This is a genomic window from Actibacterium sp. (assembly GCF_055134745.1).
The window spans coordinates 1-17,408 of the sequence record NZ_JBSRVX010000013.1; the positions used below are offsets into that span (position 1 = coordinate 1).

The 17,408-nt window shown below is 58.0% G+C and carries 13 protein-coding genes and 1 tRNA gene; 9 read left to right on the top strand and 5 right to left on the bottom strand.

Going from position 1 to position 17,408, the window contains the following annotated elements; genetic code table 11:
• Positions 1–517 precede the first annotated feature (517 nt).
• Positions 518–2,599: a right-handed parallel beta-helix repeat-containing protein gene (locus ACTCHC_RS02315; protein WP_463020838.1), complete on the top strand. Its 2,082-nt coding sequence runs from the start codon at positions 518–520 to the stop codon at positions 2,597–2,599.
• A gap of 57 nt (positions 2,600–2,656) precedes the next feature.
• On the opposite strand, the gene ACTCHC_RS02320 is transcribed toward ACTCHC_RS02315, so the two are convergent.
• The 3 genes from ACTCHC_RS02320 to ACTCHC_RS02330 form a co-directional block, all read right to left on the bottom strand.
• Positions 2,657–4,087, bottom strand: a complete 1,431-nt coding sequence (locus tag ACTCHC_RS02320; protein WP_463020839.1) for an O-antigen ligase family protein — start codon at positions 4,085–4,087, stop codon at positions 2,657–2,659.
• Entirely contained in the window at positions 4,084–5,175 is a 1,092-nt protein-coding gene (locus ACTCHC_RS02325) for a glycosyltransferase family 2 protein (RefSeq protein ID WP_463020840.1), read from the bottom strand. Before ACTCHC_RS02325 ends, ACTCHC_RS02320 begins: the two co-directional genes overlap by 4 nt.
• 117 nt (positions 5,176–5,292) lie before the next feature.
• Positions 5,293–6,828 carry a right-handed parallel beta-helix repeat-containing protein gene (locus tag ACTCHC_RS02330; protein WP_463020841.1) on the bottom strand — a complete coding sequence of 512 codons (1,536 nt, stop codon included), beginning with the start codon at positions 6,826–6,828 and terminating at the stop codon, positions 5,293–5,295.
• 309 nt (positions 6,829–7,137) lie between these two features.
• Here ACTCHC_RS02330 and ACTCHC_RS02335 point away from each other — a divergent pair, with 309 nt between their 5' ends.
• The 3 genes from ACTCHC_RS02335 (at position 7,138) to ACTCHC_RS02345 (ending at position 11,519) form a co-directional block, all read left to right on the top strand.
• A complete protein-coding gene (locus ACTCHC_RS02335) occupies positions 7,138–9,393 on the top strand; it encodes a hypothetical protein (protein ID WP_463020842.1) in 2,256 nt (751 codons plus the stop codon).
• Between the two features lie 289 nt (positions 9,394–9,682).
• Entirely contained in the window at positions 9,683–10,591 is a 909-nt protein-coding gene (locus ACTCHC_RS02340; protein ID WP_463020843.1) for a sulfotransferase domain-containing protein, read from the top strand.
• Positions 10,592–10,727: 136 nt separating this feature from the next.
• A complete protein-coding gene (locus ACTCHC_RS02345) occupies positions 10,728–11,519 on the top strand; it encodes an SDR family NAD(P)-dependent oxidoreductase (protein WP_463020844.1) in 792 nt (263 codons plus the stop codon).
• Between the two features lie 55 nt (positions 11,520–11,574).
• Here ACTCHC_RS02345 and ACTCHC_RS02350 read toward each other — a convergent pair.
• Positions 11,575–11,650, bottom strand: a tRNA-Lys gene (locus tag ACTCHC_RS02350).
• A gap of 98 nt (positions 11,651–11,748) precedes the next feature.
• On the opposite strand from ACTCHC_RS02350, the gene dapF reads away from it, so the two are divergent.
• The 3 genes from dapF to ACTCHC_RS02365 all read left to right on the top strand — a co-directional run bounded on the left by dapF (position 11,749) and on the right by ACTCHC_RS02365 (position 14,537).
• Complete coding sequence (gene dapF, locus ACTCHC_RS02355; protein WP_463020845.1) at positions 11,749–12,594, top strand: diaminopimelate epimerase; 846 nt, start codon at positions 11,749–11,751, stop codon at positions 12,592–12,594.
• Positions 12,594–13,859: a tRNA (N(6)-L-threonylcarbamoyladenosine(37)-C(2))-methylthiotransferase MtaB gene (gene mtaB / locus ACTCHC_RS02360; protein ID WP_463020846.1), complete on the top strand. Its 1,266-nt coding sequence runs from the start codon at positions 12,594–12,596 to the stop codon at positions 13,857–13,859. Before dapF ends, mtaB begins: the two co-directional genes overlap by 1 nt.
• 72 nt (positions 13,860–13,931) lie before the next feature.
• Entirely contained in the window at positions 13,932–14,537 is a 606-nt protein-coding gene (locus tag ACTCHC_RS02365; RefSeq protein WP_463020847.1) for a glutathione S-transferase, read from the top strand.
• A 5-nt stretch (positions 14,538–14,542) separates the two neighbouring features.
• Here ACTCHC_RS02365 and ACTCHC_RS02370 read toward each other — a convergent pair whose 3' ends face one another.
• A complete protein-coding gene (locus tag ACTCHC_RS02370) occupies positions 14,543–15,193 on the bottom strand; it encodes an outer membrane protein (RefSeq protein WP_463020848.1) in 651 nt (216 codons plus the stop codon).
• Between the two features lie 283 nt (positions 15,194–15,476).
• On the opposite strand from ACTCHC_RS02370, the gene petA reads away from it, so the two are divergent.
• Both petA and petB read left to right on the top strand, forming a co-directional pair.
• Positions 15,477–16,037, top strand: coding sequence for a ubiquinol-cytochrome c reductase iron-sulfur subunit (gene petA, locus ACTCHC_RS02375; protein WP_463020849.1), 561 nt, complete (start codon positions 15,477–15,479; stop codon positions 16,035–16,037).
• A gap of 12 nt (positions 16,038–16,049) precedes the next feature.
• Positions 16,050–17,393, top strand: coding sequence for a cytochrome b (gene petB, locus ACTCHC_RS02380; RefSeq protein WP_463020850.1), 1,344 nt, complete (start codon positions 16,050–16,052; stop codon positions 17,391–17,393).
• Positions 17,394–17,408 lie beyond the last annotated feature (15 nt).

Here is a 17,408-nt window from a genome sequence, read left to right on the forward strand (position 1 = left end):
AGGCCCGCAAAGCCGGCCAGGGCTGCGATATCTGAGGTCTCCGCCCTGTCAGGCTTTGCTCCCCTCTGTGCCCAGGTGGGACATTTCTACTTTGCAGACCGGGTGACATTTCTACTTGGTTGCAACAAGATATGCGGTATTTCGCGCAGGAAATGCACGTTTCTGCCCGGATCGGCAGTTCCATGAATTGTTTACAGTAATTCGATAATCACCCGTGTAGTCAGAATTTGGGTTCCGAATCTATCGAGTATCAGGATCCGGCGAAGCGGGACGTTGCTGTTTTGGGGACGGCGGATTCTCGCGCTTCGTTAAAATGCCCGGGGACCGCCACCAATGTGGCCATATTTCGCCCCTTAATGATCACTTTCGCACGCTTAGTTGGCGTGGAGCCGATTTTCGGTGCTGGCAAGGCGCGTGACGGATTTTGCGCAAGGTCAGGAAACCTGAGACCAGATGAGGGATGCATATGGCCACTCTTTACACTGCCTACGCAGCGCATGGGAACGCTACGATCACGGTGACGAATACAGCTGAGCTGAACCAGGCACTCGCGCAGTTGACCGCGAATGGCGGTGGAACGATACAACTCGACGGGAACGGCGGCCCATATAGCATGTTTGGCAAGGGGGTTGGCGGCGCCAACGCGCCGATCCTGATCGAGCCGCTGGATGTGAACAATCCCCCAACGATGCAGACGGTGGATTTGCGCAGTTCGTCCTATGTGACATTTACGGGGCTGAACTTTGACAGTTCAGGCCTGAACGTGGCGGCAAGCAATGTTACCGACATCAAGGTTCTGCTGAGCAACCACATCGAATTCGTCGACAACGTGATGTCGAGCGTTGCAAACGGCTATCTGACGGGCACCAGCGGGTCAGCGACAAAAGGCGCACAGGGCGCAACTTTCACAGCCTCGTCCGACATCGTGTTTTCACACAACACCATGACCAATTACTATCATGGGCTGACGCTGAAAGACATCACCGGCCTGACCTTTACGAATAACGATATCAGCGGCATCCAGGGCGATGGTCTGCGCGGTGGCGGTATTCAGAATGCCGTGATCTCGAACAACTACATGCACGATTTTTACGGGTCGGTTCAGACCGTAAACCACACAGACATGATCCAGATCTGGGGCACGAACGTGAACCAGCTGACGCAGAATGTGGTCATCAGCGGCAACGTTCTGGAATCGAATGGTGGTGCGGCATCCCAGGCCATTTACATGAACAACACTGATTTCGGGAAGGGTGCCTATGGCGGCTATTTCACGAATGTTCAGGTCTATGACAATGTGATCTATAACGGAACGCCGCACGGCATTTCGATTTCCGATGTCGATGGGCTGAATGTGTATAACAACACCGTGCTGTGGGATCAGAGCGCGACACTGCAAAAAGATCCTTCAGCGGCCCCAGTAAGCCGCAGCCCGCAGTATATCATCACGAACGTGCATAATGCGTCGGTCGTTGATAACGTCGGCAGCAAGTTCATGATCAACGGGGCTCAGGATACGACAGGCAACAACCTGTATCTGGATTACTCTAACCCGTCCTCGCCGTCCTATATCAACAAGGTCATCACCGATATTGATGGCTCGCTTACAGGCAGCATTGATCTGTCAATTATACCCGTAAGCGCGATCTATGGGGTTCTTGGCGCGTCGATGTCATCTGACGGGCTGACCACTAGCACGGGGTCAACTGTGACGCCTCCGCCGACCACTGGTGGATCGGGTGGCAGCACAGGTGGATCCACAACCGTCGATCCAGTCTTGCCATCGCCAACCGATACGCCGGAGCCAACAGCGCCGACGAATGAAGCGACAAATGAACAGCCATCGCAACCCGACAGCATCCCGCCTGTTGAAGATGCCCCGGCCGTGGACGACACCCCGCCTGTTCAGGATCCGGTTGTGCCGCCAAGCACGACGCAAGGCCCCACACCGGCCCCCAGCATCCCGGTTACGACGACCGCAAGCTATGACCCGGCGACATACAATGTCGACTTCGATCATATCCTGCGCTTCGAAGGCAATCTGGATGACGATGCCGATTCGTCCATCAAGTTCAGAAAGGACATGAAGCAGCCTGAATATGTGGATGGTGACGATGGCAAGGCCTATCATCTGAGCGGGAACAACAGCGTCAAGTTCGAACGTGGTGAAATTCCGCTGCATAAGGCTGACAGCTTTTTCATGTCATTCGATCTGCAGCGGACAGATGCTGCTCATGGTGGCAACGTCATGCATCTGAACAACGTCTTGCAGAGCTATATCGACAAGAGCGGTTATCTGCATTTCGACCTGACCACAGATCAGGGCACCTTCAGCCTTGTCAGTGACGAGGCCAGCTTTGACGATACCGAATGGCACAATGCGCAGATCATCTATGACAGCGACTCTTCCACGCTGGCGATGATGATCGATGGTGATCTGTCCGTTCTGGAGGGCGCACAGGGAACCACGATTGGCGTCCAGAAATGGGGATTGTCACTGGGCCACAGCTGGCGCAGCAGCATTGATGCAAATATCGACAACTTCATCGCAGATGATGATGTGCCGCATACAGCCCTGTTTGACACTCTGATTGCATAAGCAGAACAGCCCACGCAAAAGGCATCGGGCCATCTCTTACGGGGTGGCCCAATTGCTTTAGCGTCTTGTCGGCGTATTGCGGCCTTTGCGTATGGCGAAACGCGAATAGGGGGTCAGAACCACACCTGAAACATCTGGAACCGCTACTTTGGTTTGCGGGGTTGGGGCCTGTTTGGTATCAGGCGGTGCGGCAGTTGCCTGCGGGTCCAGCAGCCACATGACTGCGCCTAGATAGAACATGAACCAGACATAGATCGGCCCCCACAGATGAACGGTCGAGGCTGACAGGATAATCCCGCCCAATGACACCAGAACGCCCCGCCGCATCGCTCGGCTAAGCGGATCGTCGATCTTGGCGTGGGTCAGACGAAAAACCAGAATACCGACCATCCCCGCCAATGTCAGAAATCCCGGGATTCCATAGCGCATGGCCAGAAGCAGCCAGAAATTGTCGACACTGGACGACATCCAGCGCTCTCTGACCCAGTCACGGAAACCCAGCCCGAAAACCGGATAGCGCATGACGCTGTCCATGCCGAATTCGAAAATCCGGATGCGGTTATATCCGGTTGAACTGTTCAGTGTCAGATAGGAAATCAGAACGTGAAAGGGCGTGCGGTTGGAAAGAGTGTCGATGGTGACATACATGATGATCGCCATTACGACAAAGATCGTCCAGCGACGCGAAATCTTGCGCAGCGCCACATCATAGGCCGTAAAGGTGAATTGCGCCATCAGCGCCATAACAGCGCCAGAAGACACCGAACAAATGGTCGATACGATAACCACCGCCGCGCGAAAGAACGTTGTAAAGCCTGACGACACAAAGCTGAGCGAATAGACAATCGTCCCGAAGGCCGCCGCCGCATAGACGCCATAAACGATCGGATGTTGAAACACGACCTGCGCGCGTTCCAGGCCCAAACGCGTTTCATATGTGATAACGGGATGAGTCTGGAAAAAAGGCATGATCATATCGATGATCATCGGGTCGCCGGTTTGGGTTTCGATCATTGCGAAGGGCAGCAGGATCACCAGCGACAGAAAATGCAGTTTTACGAATACCATGAAACCGCGCGCGTTGCGCACGGCCATGCGGCCGATGAAATAAGCCCCTGCCGTTTCGATGATCGTGAACCCGATATTCTCATAGACCCGCGACAACGGATGATTATAGGCCAGTGCGACGGACATCCACAGACAGAACACCAGGATCAGCAGATCCATGATACTGCGCTGACCCAGCTTTCCTGTGACCCACAACAGCATCGCCGGCACCATCATGACGGTTGCCGGAATCCGATAGGCGGGTATCGTGAACTGGCCCAGGTTGAAATAGATCGGGATCAGCAGACTGATATACAGCGCCCAGATCAGCCATATATGCTGGCTGACAGCCTTGACTGGCAAAACGCGCTGCGATGCCGGGGCAGAGGGTTGTGCAGGGCCGCGCAGGCCGCGGGCGGGAAAGCTGGCAAGATCAGTCATGCCGAATGGCCTTGTTGTGGTCGGGCTGCCGGTGGCTGGCCAGATCCGAATGCGACTTGTGCAGCTGCTGGAGACAGTCGTGCCGCCACGGCGCGAGGCGGGCGTAACCCATTTATCGCGCACAGCATCGCCCAGGCTTCATTCGTATAGCCGCGCAACAGATACTGAACGCTTTTGGCAATACCATAGGCATAGCCGACGGGCGCAGCCACGGGGTTGAAACGGCGCAGAAACATCATTCGGGCACGATGTTTGAAATACAGCGAAAACGGCGAAGCGATGCGGGAAAGATGCGGCGAGCCGATCGAACTGCCGGCACGATGATAGAGGACCAATCCGCCACAGTATTCAAGCGGCAGATTGCCCCGGCGCATCGCCCAGTCAACCTCTTCGTAATATAGAAAATAGTCTTCCTTCATCGGCCCCACGGTTTCATAGAATGCCCGTGACGCAACCATGTTGGCACCCATTATGAAATCCATGCGCTGCGGGTCCGGCGGTGGTGTTGCCACATGGCTGGCACCCAGATTGATATTGCCGGTAACGCCGGTTTTCATGTTCACGGTGCCGCCGTCAATCTGGATGATATCGGGCGTATCCAGATACAGAACACGCCCACCCATCAGACCATAGGGCGTTTTGTCAGACAGGCGGGATTTCAGCGCGGCCAGGGCTTGTGGCGGAACGATGCAATCTGGATTGAGAATCCAGAAATCGCCAATTTCAGACTGCTTCTTCAGGTGGGCCAGGCCCAAATTTACACCAGCGGCAAAACCCGCATTTCTACCAGCATGAAGCAGCGTGATGTCGGCCTGCTGTCCCGCGGCCATGCCGGGCTTGCCTTCATGCAACAGCGGGGATGCAGGAACCGGGGCCATTTCAAACGGACAATCTTCGGGCACGACATAGCCGCGTTTGCCGCTGGCCCAATCGCGCAGGATCGACACCGTATCATCGGTCGAGTCGTTATCCACAACCACGATGCGTAAATCCGGGTCACGGGCCGCCAGCAGGCTGGCCAGACAATCCAGCAGCACTTCGCCAGTGTTATAGCTGACGATCACGACGCCCAGTACCGATCCGCTCATTACTATCCTCGGTGCGCCCTGACCCAATCACATGCCCAAGCACAGGATCATCATACGGGCGATAAATTCAATATCCGATTCAACGGTTTGCAACAGTGTGTGAGCGAAAAGCCGCTGTCAGGGCGTCATTCGCAGCACGGTTTTATAGCTTTGTCCGGTTGAGAGTGTCACGACCAACTCTACGCCATGCGGGCCAGGGGTGGCGAAACTGTGGGTTACAACCGCCCCCGCAGCCGATGCACCATCGCTGAAGCGCCAGTCGAAGCTTGCGCCAAGCTGGTCCAGCATCCCCGAGGGGCCGGCGCTGTATCTTCCGTCGAACTGATACGATCCGGCGCCTTTCAAAGGGGTCGCCCGGATCAGCGGGGTGACGCGAGGCGGGTTTTTCTGAAACTGCAGCAAAGATGATCCCAATCCTTTGCCATCCAGTGGGCCACCGGGAAGATACTGAAAATAAACGGGATCTGTGGGCGTTTCATAAGGTGGGGCGACAAAATTAGCCAGATAATAGCCAGGTGAAAATGGTGCGGTATCCTGGACGATATAGTTGTTCTTGACGGTCCAGTCGGACTGTTTTTTGTATCCGGCAATTCCGCTGGTGATGTTGCCGGTGATCGTTACGCGCCGCGCATTGCCGGTGACATTGATGCGCGGCACGGTCACGACCGGCTTTTCCCCCGCGCGCTTCGAGGCCTGACTGCGCAGGATGGTATTGTTGCGGATTGCCAGCCCATCGACATCAGTGACGGTGATGCCATGCAGATGGGCGTTGATGATCACGTTATTTTCGATGGTAATGTCTTGATACCAAAGCGATCGGTCTTTGCCGCTGCGATCGGCACCGCTGCTGCCGAAATAGATTGATTGTGTATACAATCCCTGCCCTGAATTAAGAATGTTTCCACGAATTACCACGTCGCGTGTGGCGCGATTGGTCAGGCGCCGCCAGATCTGAATCATGTCCGCATGGTCGCCCGTCTCAAGCGACCGGGTGAAATCGTGAAAATGGTTGCCCTCGATCAGCACATTCTGGATGCCGACACCGTTCAGTCCGTCGGACCGCATCGAATGGATATTGTTTCCACGAATGGTCAGGTTGTCGAGGTTGCGAAAATCAATCCCCTTGAACCAGCCGCGCACCTCAGAGTTTTCAAACACGACCCCATTCGTGCCCTGAACCGTCAGGGCATGCGCGGTGGGAAAGCCGTTTTCAAACGGCCGAAAGCCAGAAGCATTATCGCCATCAAGCAGAACGTTAGAAAAACGGATATTCCGCCCGCCGGTTACCCTGAAGGGAAGCGTGCCTGCGATGCTGTCACCGGCCTTGAACGTGTAGTCGAATACGATCCCGTCAAAGGCCATGTTCGACACCTCGATCAGGTTCATGCCAGATATGACCGCCGGCTGATCCGTTTTGGCTGAACACAGCGTGATCACCTGCGCCGCCGTCAAACCCGACAATTGCAATACACCGTAATCCCCCGGTGCCAAGGCAAGCGTGCCACCAGACTGCAGACCAAGGAGCGCGCCGCGCAAATCGTCAGACGGGGTTACATCAACGCGATTGCCCCCTGTCGGGCATGCCGCCATGGCCAGATTTGTCAGGGCAATGAAGGCTGCCGATGTCATCAGGGTGTGGAAGGTCAAACGCATCAAATCGTTCCGATCAATTCAGGTCTTCGTTGGCAAGGTCGGGACTACTGTGCCGTTTTACGCATCCAAATCCAAGGCGTGCGGTCATGACTTTAGCATTCATAGCGCAATTTCAGCCGCCAGTTGCCGAACATTTTGCCGCGCCCGCGTAACCTTCGCGTGACCGGGTCGGTGTGATTGTTAATCGGGCGTTACGGTTCCGACTGCCCTCTTATGACGCCGCTCAGAATTTACTGCCTAGGTTTTGCCAAACCCGGCGCGATCGTGCCGGGGCGTGATGATATGCTGCCAAAAGGGAAATATCCGACCATGATGATTCAACTGGGCCTGTCCGTCGGGTCGTCAGCGCCAGGCGGGGCCATCCCGCCCGCCCCGCAACCTGCCAGCATTTCCATCAACGATTTTTCCCGTGACCGCAGCCTGTTCGACAGTGGCGCCGCGCTAGGCTTGAATCTGGCCGGGATTCCGATTTCCGGCACTGGCACGACCGGGCAGATCGTGCAGGCGCGCGCCCTGTCCACCGATGACGGCGGCGCCAGCAGCACCGCCTGGGCGGACATTGCCACAATCAGCGGCGGCATCTGGTCGGGCAGCTTGGGCGTACCGCGCAGCGCGTCCTGGTATCGTATGCAGGTGCGCATCAAGGCACAGCCTGGTGTGACGGCACAAACCGGCAATCGCTTTGGCGTCGGGCATGTCGTGTCGTATTGGGGCCAGTCTGAAGATGCCCGTATGCATGACAGTTTTTTTGATCTGACCCCGGCCCCGGCGCTGTTGCATCAGGATGCGGTGCAATTCATGTATCACAACCGCGTTGGCGCGGGCCAGGCCGGGGTTGTGCACGTGCACCTGAGCGATGCCAGCCCGGTAACGGCTGCTGTGGCCGCGATGGCAAATGCCTATCTGGCCGCCCGGCCTGGCGACAAGTTCGCCATACTGGCCCATGCTGTCAGCGGCACAGACCCGCGCGATATGGTCAATGACGCCGACCCGGATCGCACCTGGGCGGATGATCTGGCGCTGCATGATTTCGCCACGGCTGACGGCCAGCAGGTTGGCATCGCCGCATGGTCTTGGTTCGCGGCCCCAGGCAGTTTCGGTGCCTATTACGAACAGGGCCTGTTCCCGCTGTTCACCGGCAAGCGGATGGATGGTACGCCACTGAGCATTCCCGGGCAGCACAGCTATGGCATTGGCAATGTCATGCAATATGATCACAGCTTTGCCGAGATCTATGATCCCGCTTATACGCGCTGGGCGTCTTACGGGCCGCACCGGTTCGATATCGCGCAGGATATGCTGGATGCGACCCATATCGCATCCGACGGATCGCTGGATTTCGGATTGCTGAACAAGCAACTGGTTCGTGAAAGCTGGCGCGCGATGCTGGTAAACCCCCACGCTGGCGGAATTTTTCTGCCGCTGGGGGTCGAGCTGCTGAACTATCAGAACGGCGTGTCGAACGGGGCGGGTGGCTGGACCGATCTGGCCCATCCATCGGGCGACACACCGGACGGATTGCAGTTGCGTGCGGCGCTGATGGCGCATGCGGTGATGCAGGCGGCGGGGCTGGTGGGTTGGCCCGCCCCGCAATTCGACCAATGCCTGTGGGAACCTTCCGGCGCCTGGGTCGAGGTCTGGTCAAGTGCCGGCCCCGTCACCACAACCCGTCTGGCACGTGGTGAGGCGGCGCTGGATAACAGTTTCGCCCATTGGACGGATGTAGTGGGCTGGCAAATCAACGGTCAGCCCGCCGAAAGGGCCGAGATCATGGCCGGCCGGGTTCGTATCTATCCCAACGGTGGGGGAACATTTACCTATGCCGACGGGATCAACTATGGCGAAGGCGCTGCAACCGGCATGTTGCAGATGCCCGAAGATTTTCTGAACCAGCTATGGAAGAATATTCCCATCGTCGATGTCGGGGCGCCGGGGGTCGATGGTATTGCCCTGCGCGCCCTGCCGGACCCTGCCGTGCTGGCCAATACCTTGGCCGCGCCGACATCCTTTCATGTATCGGCGACCGGCCCCTATTTTCGTGATCCGGCTAATATCGGCAGTGGCGTGACAGGTGTGACATATGAAGCACGGCTTGCCTTCTCGCCTGCCGGATCGGGGGCCTACAACCTGTTCGAGGTGCGCGGTCTGCGTTTTGTCTTCGAGGCGCGCCCAAGTCTTGGCAATATCCGCATTCAGGCCAAGGACAGCGCTGCCAGCGTCGTTCTGCCACAAACCGATGTTGTGGGTGTTCTGGCGCCTTATGGCGTTCTGAAGACCTATCGCATCGTTTTGAATCACACGCTGCAGCATGTCATGCTGCTGATCGACGATGTGCTGGTCAGCACTGTCAGCTTTACCAGTGCGGGCAATGGCATTGTCGACCCCAATCGCCAGGTCCAGTTTTTCGAGGGCGTCGGCCTGGCGGCGGATGTCGAATATCTGAAGGTCTGGAAACAGGCGATGGCAGATGGGTCGGTTCCGCCTGGCCCGCCGTACAAGGCAATTGCCGGGGATGCCGCAATGGTCAATTCCGACCTGTGGAAATTGGGGACAGACGCCACATAAGCCTATCGGATCATTACGAATCTATGGCCGGGCGCAGTGGAATTGCGCCCGTTCGCGGGGCTATGCTGCGCTAAATGTCATCAGCATGGCATCAAATCCGCCATTGATGCGTCATTGTCTCCTCCAATCGGCTGATCTGCGCAAACTGTCGCGATAGATGCTTTGTGCGCGGCCTTCGCTGGGATATAGAATGCTGCATCGCAGATAAATCCTGTTACTGCGCGGCTGGGGGCTGTCGCGCATGTCAGGCTGCCCAAGCAGACGACTGGCCTTTTAGGATACGCCCGATATGACGAAGAATGTGACGCCGCGCGAAATAACGACCGATGCCGGCTTTGGCCCCAAGGTCGAGCGCAGCAAGTTTGACTATTATATCAACCAGTTTCCCGTCTTCGTGAAAAAGAACAAGGGCCTGTTGTCCAAGCCTGATTTCTGGAAAATACTGCCGCGCCTTGCCGCGGGACGTTTCCATGCCCCCGCCATAGCCAAGGATGGCCCGGTTCTGTTCGTGGCGACCCATCACAAGGCGATGACGACCTATTTCAATGCCGTGTTGCGCCTGTTCGCAATTGGCACCCGTTTGCCGTTTGAGAAAATCAATCTGGAACAACCCGATCCGCGCAGCCGCGTCTTTTTGTCGAACCACAGCAAGATGGATCTGTCATCTATCGGTCCATATCGCGGCATCCATATCATGCGTGACCCGCGCGATATGATCATCTCAAGCTATCACTATCACAAATGGACATATGAGGCCTGGGCGCATCGCCCCGACGCAAATGGCGTCAGCTATCAGCAAAAGCTGAAAGCCGCGACCAAGACCGATGGTCTGTTCATGGAAATTAACCATTTCATCTTTTTCTATCGCAAGTTGCTGGAAAACTGGAATCTGGATGACCCCGATGTGCTGGAGGTCAAATACGAAGACCTTATGGGACCGGACCGCGACACATATTACCGGGCGATCTTCGACCATTTCGGTTTGGATCAGCGCGCGCACAGGCTGGGCGTCGATCTGATGAAACTGTTCGAGGCCGCCAGCCGCACCGGAACCGATAATCAAAAGGGCGGCAAATTCGCCCATATCCGCAGCGGTGCCAGCCAGCAGTGGAAATCCGAACTGGAACCGCAGCATATCGAGTATATCGATCATGAGCTGGGTCATGTCCTGCGCCGGTTTGGATATGACACGGTCTAAACCGTCAGCCACTGCTCCATTGACTTCAATAGAACGATGTTTCTATTTTGCTGGCGTCGGGGAACCGGGCCAGCGATCTTATCTTATGTCGTATGCCCATCATACGTTGCCTGTCGCGCAGACGTAAAATGCAATGATGGGCGGAAAAACAGTGTCTAATTCACCATATTTGTCACGATCAGTCGCAGGCCTGACAGTTTTGATAACGGGTGCGGCCAGTGGCATGGGCCGCGCCGCCGCCGATCTTTTCGCAAACGACGGTGCCAATGTTGCGGTCACTGATCTGCGACAGGAAGACTGCCAGAAGGTGGTCGATGCCCATCCCCAAGCGGCAAACATGCGCGCCTGGGCGCTGGATGTTTCAGATGGTGCCGCGATCGCGGCGGTGGCCAGGGCGGTCGCCGATCATTTCGGCGGCATTGATATCGTGATCAACAATGCCGGGATCGGAAACATTCTTGCCGTTGATGATGATCGCTTTGACGAGATTTGGGACAAGAATCTGCTGGTGATGCTGACCGCGCATCAAAGGCTGATTCGCGCTGCCCTGCCGTATCTGCGCAACAGCAAGTCGCCGCGAATCATCAACATCGCCTCGACCGAAGCGCTGGGCGCGACCAACCGCAACACGCCCTATGCCGCGGCCAAACATGGCGTGGTTGGCCTGACGCGGGCCCTGGCGGTTGAATTGGGGCGCGAAGGGATAACCGTGAACTGCATATGTCCCGGCCCGATCAACACCGCGCTGACATCGCGCCTGCCAGAGGATGCAAAGCAGACCTTTGCCCGCCGTCGCACGGCCCTGGGCCGTTACGGATCGCCCGAGGAAGTGGCCCACGTCATGCTGTCGGTGGCTTTGCCTGCGTCAAGCTATCTGACCGGCTGTGTCATTCCCGTCGATGGCGGCCTGACCATTCGCAACGCCTGAGCCCGGCCGGCGCCTGAACCAGAGACCTGACATTGATCAGCATGAACGTAATATGTGGTGAGCCGGTCGGGGTTCGAACCCGAGACCTACTGATTAAAAGTCAGTTGCTCTACCAGCTGAGCTACCGGCCCACACGAGGACTGCTACCTAGAAAAACCTGTGAGGCCGGTCAAGGCCAATTCAACCGTTTTTTTCATTCCGTCTGGATTCAATCTGCGGCCCGCGCTATATGCGCGCAATGCGCAACATGTCCGCCTCTGCTGGCCTGCCCTTCATGAAAATGCACGGGTTGGGCAATGACTTCGTGGTCATCGACCTGCGGGGCGGTGGTACCATGCCCTCGGGCGCGCTGGTTGCGGCGATCGCAGACCGCCACCGTGGTGTGGGTTTTGATCAACTCGCGGTTATCGAGGCGGCCAAAGAGGCCGATGCGCGGCTTACCTTTTTTAACGCCGACGGTTCTCGGTCAGCCACCTGCGGCAATGCCACGCGCTGTATCGCCCGGCACATCATGGATGAAACCGGCCAGACCGCGCTGACGCTGATTACCGAACGCGGTGCGCTGATCGCGCAGGACGCGGGCGGCGGGCTGACGCGGGTGAATATGGGGGCACCGTTGCAGAACTGGCAGGATATCCCGCTGGCCGAAGCAATGGATACGCTGGAACTGCCGATCGAAGGCGCGCCGGTCGCCACCGGCATGGGCAATCCGCACTGCACGTTTTTCGTGCCCGATGCCGATGCAATTCCGCTGGAACAATTCGGGTCGCGCTATGAATATCATCCGCTGTTTCCCGAACGCACCAATGTAGAGGTCGTACAGGTGCTGTCGCCCGATGCGATCCGCCTGCGCATCTGGGAACGTGGCACCGGCATCACGCTGGCCTCGGGGTCGTGTTCTTGTGCCGCTGCGGTGGCCGCGGCCCGCCGCGGGCTGACCGCGCGCCGGGTAACGGTGCATGTCGATGGCGGAACACTGGAAATCGATTGGCGTGATGATGGCGTCTGGATGACCGGGCCGACGATGAACGTGTTTTCGGGCATATTCAGTGACGCATTTATCGGGTCCGTCTGATGTCCGCCCCGAAATTCACCACACTTGGCTGCCGTCTGAATGCGTATGAGACAGAGGCCATGAAAGATCTGGCCGCGCAGGCGGGCATGGACAATGCCGTGGTCATAAACACCTGCGCCGTCACATCCGAGGCCGTGCGCAAGGCCCGCCAGGAAATCCGCAAACTGCGGCGCGACAACCCCGCCGCGCGGCTGATCGTGACAGGTTGCGCGGCACAGACCGAACCTGAAACCTTTCGCGCCATGCCCGAGGTTGATCTGGTGATCGGCAATACCGAAAAGATGCAGCCCGCGACCTGGGCACAAATGGCCGGCCCCGATTTCATCGGCGACACCGAAAAGGTCATGGTCGATGACATCATGTCGGTGACCGAAACCGCCGGGCATCTGATCGACGGGTTCGGCACGCGCAGCAGGGCCTATGTTCAGGTGCAAAACGGCTGCGATCACCGCTGCACCTTTTGCATCATCCCCTTCGGGCGCGGCAATTCGCGATCGGTCCCGGCGGGCGTCGTGGTCGATCAGATCAGGCGGCTGGTGGACAAGGGATATAACGAGGTCGTGCTGACCGGCGTCGATCTGACAAGCTGGGGCGCCGATCTGCCCGCCGCGCCGCGGCTGGGCGATCTGGTGCTGCGCATCCTGAAACTGGTGCCCGATCTGCCGCGCCTGCGGATCAGTTCGATCGATTCGATCGAGGCCGATGAAAACCTGATGCAGGCCATCGCGACCGAACCCCGCCTGATGCCACATCTGCACCTGTCGTTGCAGGCCGGCGATGACATGATTCTGAAACGGATGAAGCGCCGCCATCTGCGCGACGACGCCATCCGGTTTTGCGAAGAATCGAGACGATTCCGCCCCGAAATGACCTTTGGCGCCGATATAATCGCCGGATTTCCGACCGAGAGCGATGCGATGTTCGAAAACTCGCTGCGCCTTGTCACGGAATGCGATCTGACCTGGCTGCATGTCTTTCCCTACAGCCCGCGCCCCGGCACCCCTGCCGCGCGTATGCCCGCCGTGAACGGTGCCGTGATCCGCGACCGTGCGGCGCGATTGCGGGCGGCGGGCGATGCGCAGGTCGCCCGGCATCTGCACGCCCAACAGGGCCAAACCCATGCCGTTTTGATGGAATCGCCCCGCATGGGCCGCACCGAACAGTTTGCCCCGGTGCATTTTGCCACCGATCTGCCCGAAGGCTCGATCCTGCGCGCCCGCATCACCGGCCAGGCCGCCGATCATCTGCTGGCCGAACCTGTTTGAACCAGCCCTGATCCCGATAGACAGTCGCCGGCGCGCGCGATTATGGTGTGCCGCAACGTGGGAGGATCACCAATGCAACTTCTATATGCCCCGGCTTCGCCTTTCGCGCGCAAGGTATTGGTGGTTCTGCACGAAACCGGCCTTATAGACGAGGTAGAGCTGGTGCGCAGCCAGACCGATGCGCTGACCACCGGCCAAAGCCCTGTCCGGCAAAACCCGCTGGGCAAGATCCCCACGCTGCTGCGCGATGACGGTTCGGCCTTGTATGACAGCAGGGTGATCTGTGCCTTTCTGAATGATCACGCAGGCGGCACGCTTTATCCCGGCGCCACCCGCTGGGAAACGCTGACGCTGGAGGCCACCGGCGACGGGATCATGGATGCTGCCGTTTCGATGATGTACGAACTGCGCTTTCGCCCCGAACCCATCCGGTTTGCAGACTGGATGGAAGGCCAGTGGACCAAGGCCGACCGGGCACTGTCGGCGCTGGAGGCCCAGTGGATGGGCCATATGGCGGGGCCGGTCGATATTGGCCAGATCGCGGTCGCCAGCGCGCTGGGCTATATCGATTTCCGGTTTGATGCGCGCAACTGGCGTGCAAGTCACCCTGTCCTGGCTGAGTGGTTTGCCGGTTTTTCACAGCGCCCGTCGATGCTGGCCACGATCCCGGCAGCCTGACCCCCTCAGAACCGATAGGAGAGACCGATGTTCAGCGCATGGGTCACGATATCGGTTCGCAGATTTCCGCCATTGTTCAGGCTCAGGTCGTTGCGCGTCCAGGTGCCCTTATATTCGCCAAATACTGCCCAGCGCGGACTGATGTCATAACTTAATCCCGCGACCGCCTGAACGGCGGGGCCACCATATTGGTATTCATAGGTGCGCCCACCAGCCGACATCACCTCGACATGCGGTATGGACACTCCGATGCCGGCCCCGACATAGGGGGTCCAGCGCCGATCGGCATTCGGCCAGCGATACCAGCCGTTCACGGTCAGCACGTTCAACCCATTTGTGAATTCAAGATCGCTGAAGCCGCTGGCGGCCAGTGTCGCGCCATTTGCGGCAACCTTGGCGTGATTGAAATCCAGGCCCAGGCCCAGCCTTTCGGTTTGCCACCATGTCAGGCGAAAACCGTAATAGGGGGGCGGCTCGAACGATTCGCCTTTCCAGACAGCGTCGAAATCAAAAGCACCGATACCGCCAGGATCGGTGCCGCGAACATTGCTGGCATTTGCGGATTGATGGCCCAGATAAAAACTGGTCTCCATCTCTGCATGTGCCGCCGATACAGGAAGGGCGACAAGGCAAAGCGCAACAAGTATTCCTTTCAATGCTCCACCTCCATCACGAGCACGCCCGGACAAACATGAAATGTGGTGTTCAGGTTCCGTGGGTATCTCGGGTGAAATTCCCTTTGCGCGGGCGATCCGCCCGGCGCGAAGAAATCCTAGCTTCGTGGCCTGAATGGCGCAATGTGTCACATATGCGGCAATTGGCCTGCAATGATTGCTGGACGCTGCGCGGGAAGGGCGATAAATACGCCGCCATCGGGCCGTAAAGGCGGCAGTTAATCTGTTGCCGGCCACAACAATGGCCATCTAAGGGAGAATATTCGTGTCCCAAGCCGAAGATCACGATAGCACGCGTCGCGATTTCCTGTATTTCGCCACGGGCGGGACCGCCGCAGTTGCTGCGGGCGCAGCCGTCTGGCCGCTGATAAATCAGATGAACCCCTCTGCCGATGTCCAGGCGCTCAGCTCAATCCGGGTTGATGTTTCGGGGGTCGAGGTTGGCACACAGCTGACCGTGAAATATCTGGGAAAGCCGGTATTCATCCGCCGCCGCACCGAACAGGAAATCGCAGAGGGCCGCGCGGTGCCGCTGTCGGATCTGATCGACCAAAGCTCTGAAAACCCCAACAAGCCCAACACCGATGCCGCCGACCAGAACCGCACGATGGACGAGGCCGGCGAATGGCTGGTGATGATCGGCGTCTGCACCCATTTGGGCTGCGTGCCGATCGGCAACAATTCGGGGGATTTCGATGGCTGGTTCTGCCCCTGCCACGGGTCGCATTACGATACCGCAGGCCGCATCCGCAAAGGCCCCGCGCCGCAGAACCTGCATATTCCCGTCGCCGAATTCGTCGATGACGTGACGATCAAGCTGGGTTGAGGGAGAGCATAAATGTCTGGAATTCCGCACGACCATTACGAACCGAAATCAGGCGCCGAAAAATGGGTGCACAGCCGCCTTCCGATCATCGGTCTGCTGTATGACACCCTGATGATCCCCACGCCCAAGAACCTGAACTGGATGTGGATCTGGGGCATCGTTCTGACATTCTGCCTGGCGCTGCAAATCGTCACCGGCATCGTGCTGGCGATGCATTACACCCCGCATGTCGATCTGGCCTTTGCCAGCGTCGAACATATCATGCGCGATGTGAATGGCGGCTTCATGCTGCGCTATCTGCACGCCAACGGCGCCTCGCTGTTCTTTGTGGCCGTATATCTGCATATCTTCCGAGGCCTCTATTACGGCAGTTACAAGAAGCCGCGCGAAATCACCTGGATCATCGGTATGCTGATCTATCTGGCGATGATGGCGACTGCCTTCATGGGCTATGTCCTGCCCTGGGGTCAGATGTCGTTCTGGGGCGCCACCGTGATCACCGGCCTGTTTGGCGCGATCCCGCTGGTCGGCGAATCGATCCAGACCTTCCTGCTGGGCGGGCCGGCTGTCGACAATGCGACGCTGAACCGGTTCTTCAGCCTGCACTATCTGCTGCCCTTCGTGATCGCCGGGCTGGTAATCGTGCATATCTGGGCCTTCCATTCGACCGGCAACAACAACCCCACCGGGGTAGAGGTGCGCCGCACATCCAAGGCCGAGGCTGAAAAAGACACCCTGCCGTTCTGGCCCTATTTCGTGATGAAAGACCTGTTCGCGCTGGCCGTGATCCTGATCGTGTTCTTTGCGATCGTCGGCTTCATGCCCAACTATCTGGGCCACCCCGACAACTATATCGAGGCGAACCCGCTGGCCACGCCAGCCCATATCGTGCCTGAATGGTATTTCCTGCCCTTCTACGCGATCTTGCGGGCCTTCACGGCCGATGTCTGGGCGGTGCAATTCGTGTCCTTCATCACCTTCGGCATCGTGAACGCCAAGTTCTTCGGTGTGCTGGCGATGTTCGGCGCGATCGCGGTCATGGCGCTGGTGCCCTGGCTGGATACGTCGATGGTGCGGTCCGGCCGCTTTCGCCCGATGTTCAAATGGTGGTTTGCACTTCTGGCGCTCGATTTCATCATCCTGATGTGGGTCGGCGCGCAAACCCCGACTGAACTGACATCGTGGATCTCATTGATCGCCTCGGCCTATTGGTTCGCCTATTTCCTGATCATCCTGCCACTTCTGGGCGTGATCGAGAAACCACTACCGCAACCGGCAACGATCGAAGACGACTTCAACGCGCATTATGCGCCGAATGTCGGCGGCACCAAGACTGTCGTCAATGCGGCAGAGTGAGAAAGGCAATCAGGA

Coding starts and splice junctions, on each gene's coding strand:
- ACTCHC_RS02320 (WP_463020839.1), bottom strand. CDS start 4,087: ATGACTGATCTTGCCAGCTTTCCCGCCCGCGGCCTGCGCGGCCCTGCA.
- ACTCHC_RS02325 (WP_463020840.1), bottom strand. CDS start 5,175: ATGAGCGGATCGGTACTGGGCGTCGTGATCGTCAGCTATAACACTGGC.
- ACTCHC_RS02330 (WP_463020841.1), bottom strand. CDS start 6,828: ATGCGTTTGACCTTCCACACCCTGATGACATCGGCAGCCTTCATTGCC.
- ACTCHC_RS02335 (WP_463020842.1), top strand. CDS start 7,138: ATGATGATTCAACTGGGCCTGTCCGTCGGGTCGTCAGCGCCAGGCGGG.
- ACTCHC_RS02340 (WP_463020843.1), top strand. CDS start 9,683: ATGACGAAGAATGTGACGCCGCGCGAAATAACGACCGATGCCGGCTTT.
- ACTCHC_RS02345 (WP_463020844.1), top strand. CDS start 10,728: ATGGGCGGAAAAACAGTGTCTAATTCACCATATTTGTCACGATCAGTC.
- dapF (WP_463020845.1), top strand. CDS start 11,749: ATGCGCGCAATGCGCAACATGTCCGCCTCTGCTGGCCTGCCCTTCATG.
- mtaB (WP_463020846.1), top strand. CDS start 12,594: ATGTCCGCCCCGAAATTCACCACACTTGGCTGCCGTCTGAATGCGTAT.
- ACTCHC_RS02365 (WP_463020847.1), top strand. CDS start 13,932: ATGCAACTTCTATATGCCCCGGCTTCGCCTTTCGCGCGCAAGGTATTG.
- petB (WP_463020850.1), top strand. CDS start 16,050: ATGTCTGGAATTCCGCACGACCATTACGAACCGAAATCAGGCGCCGAA.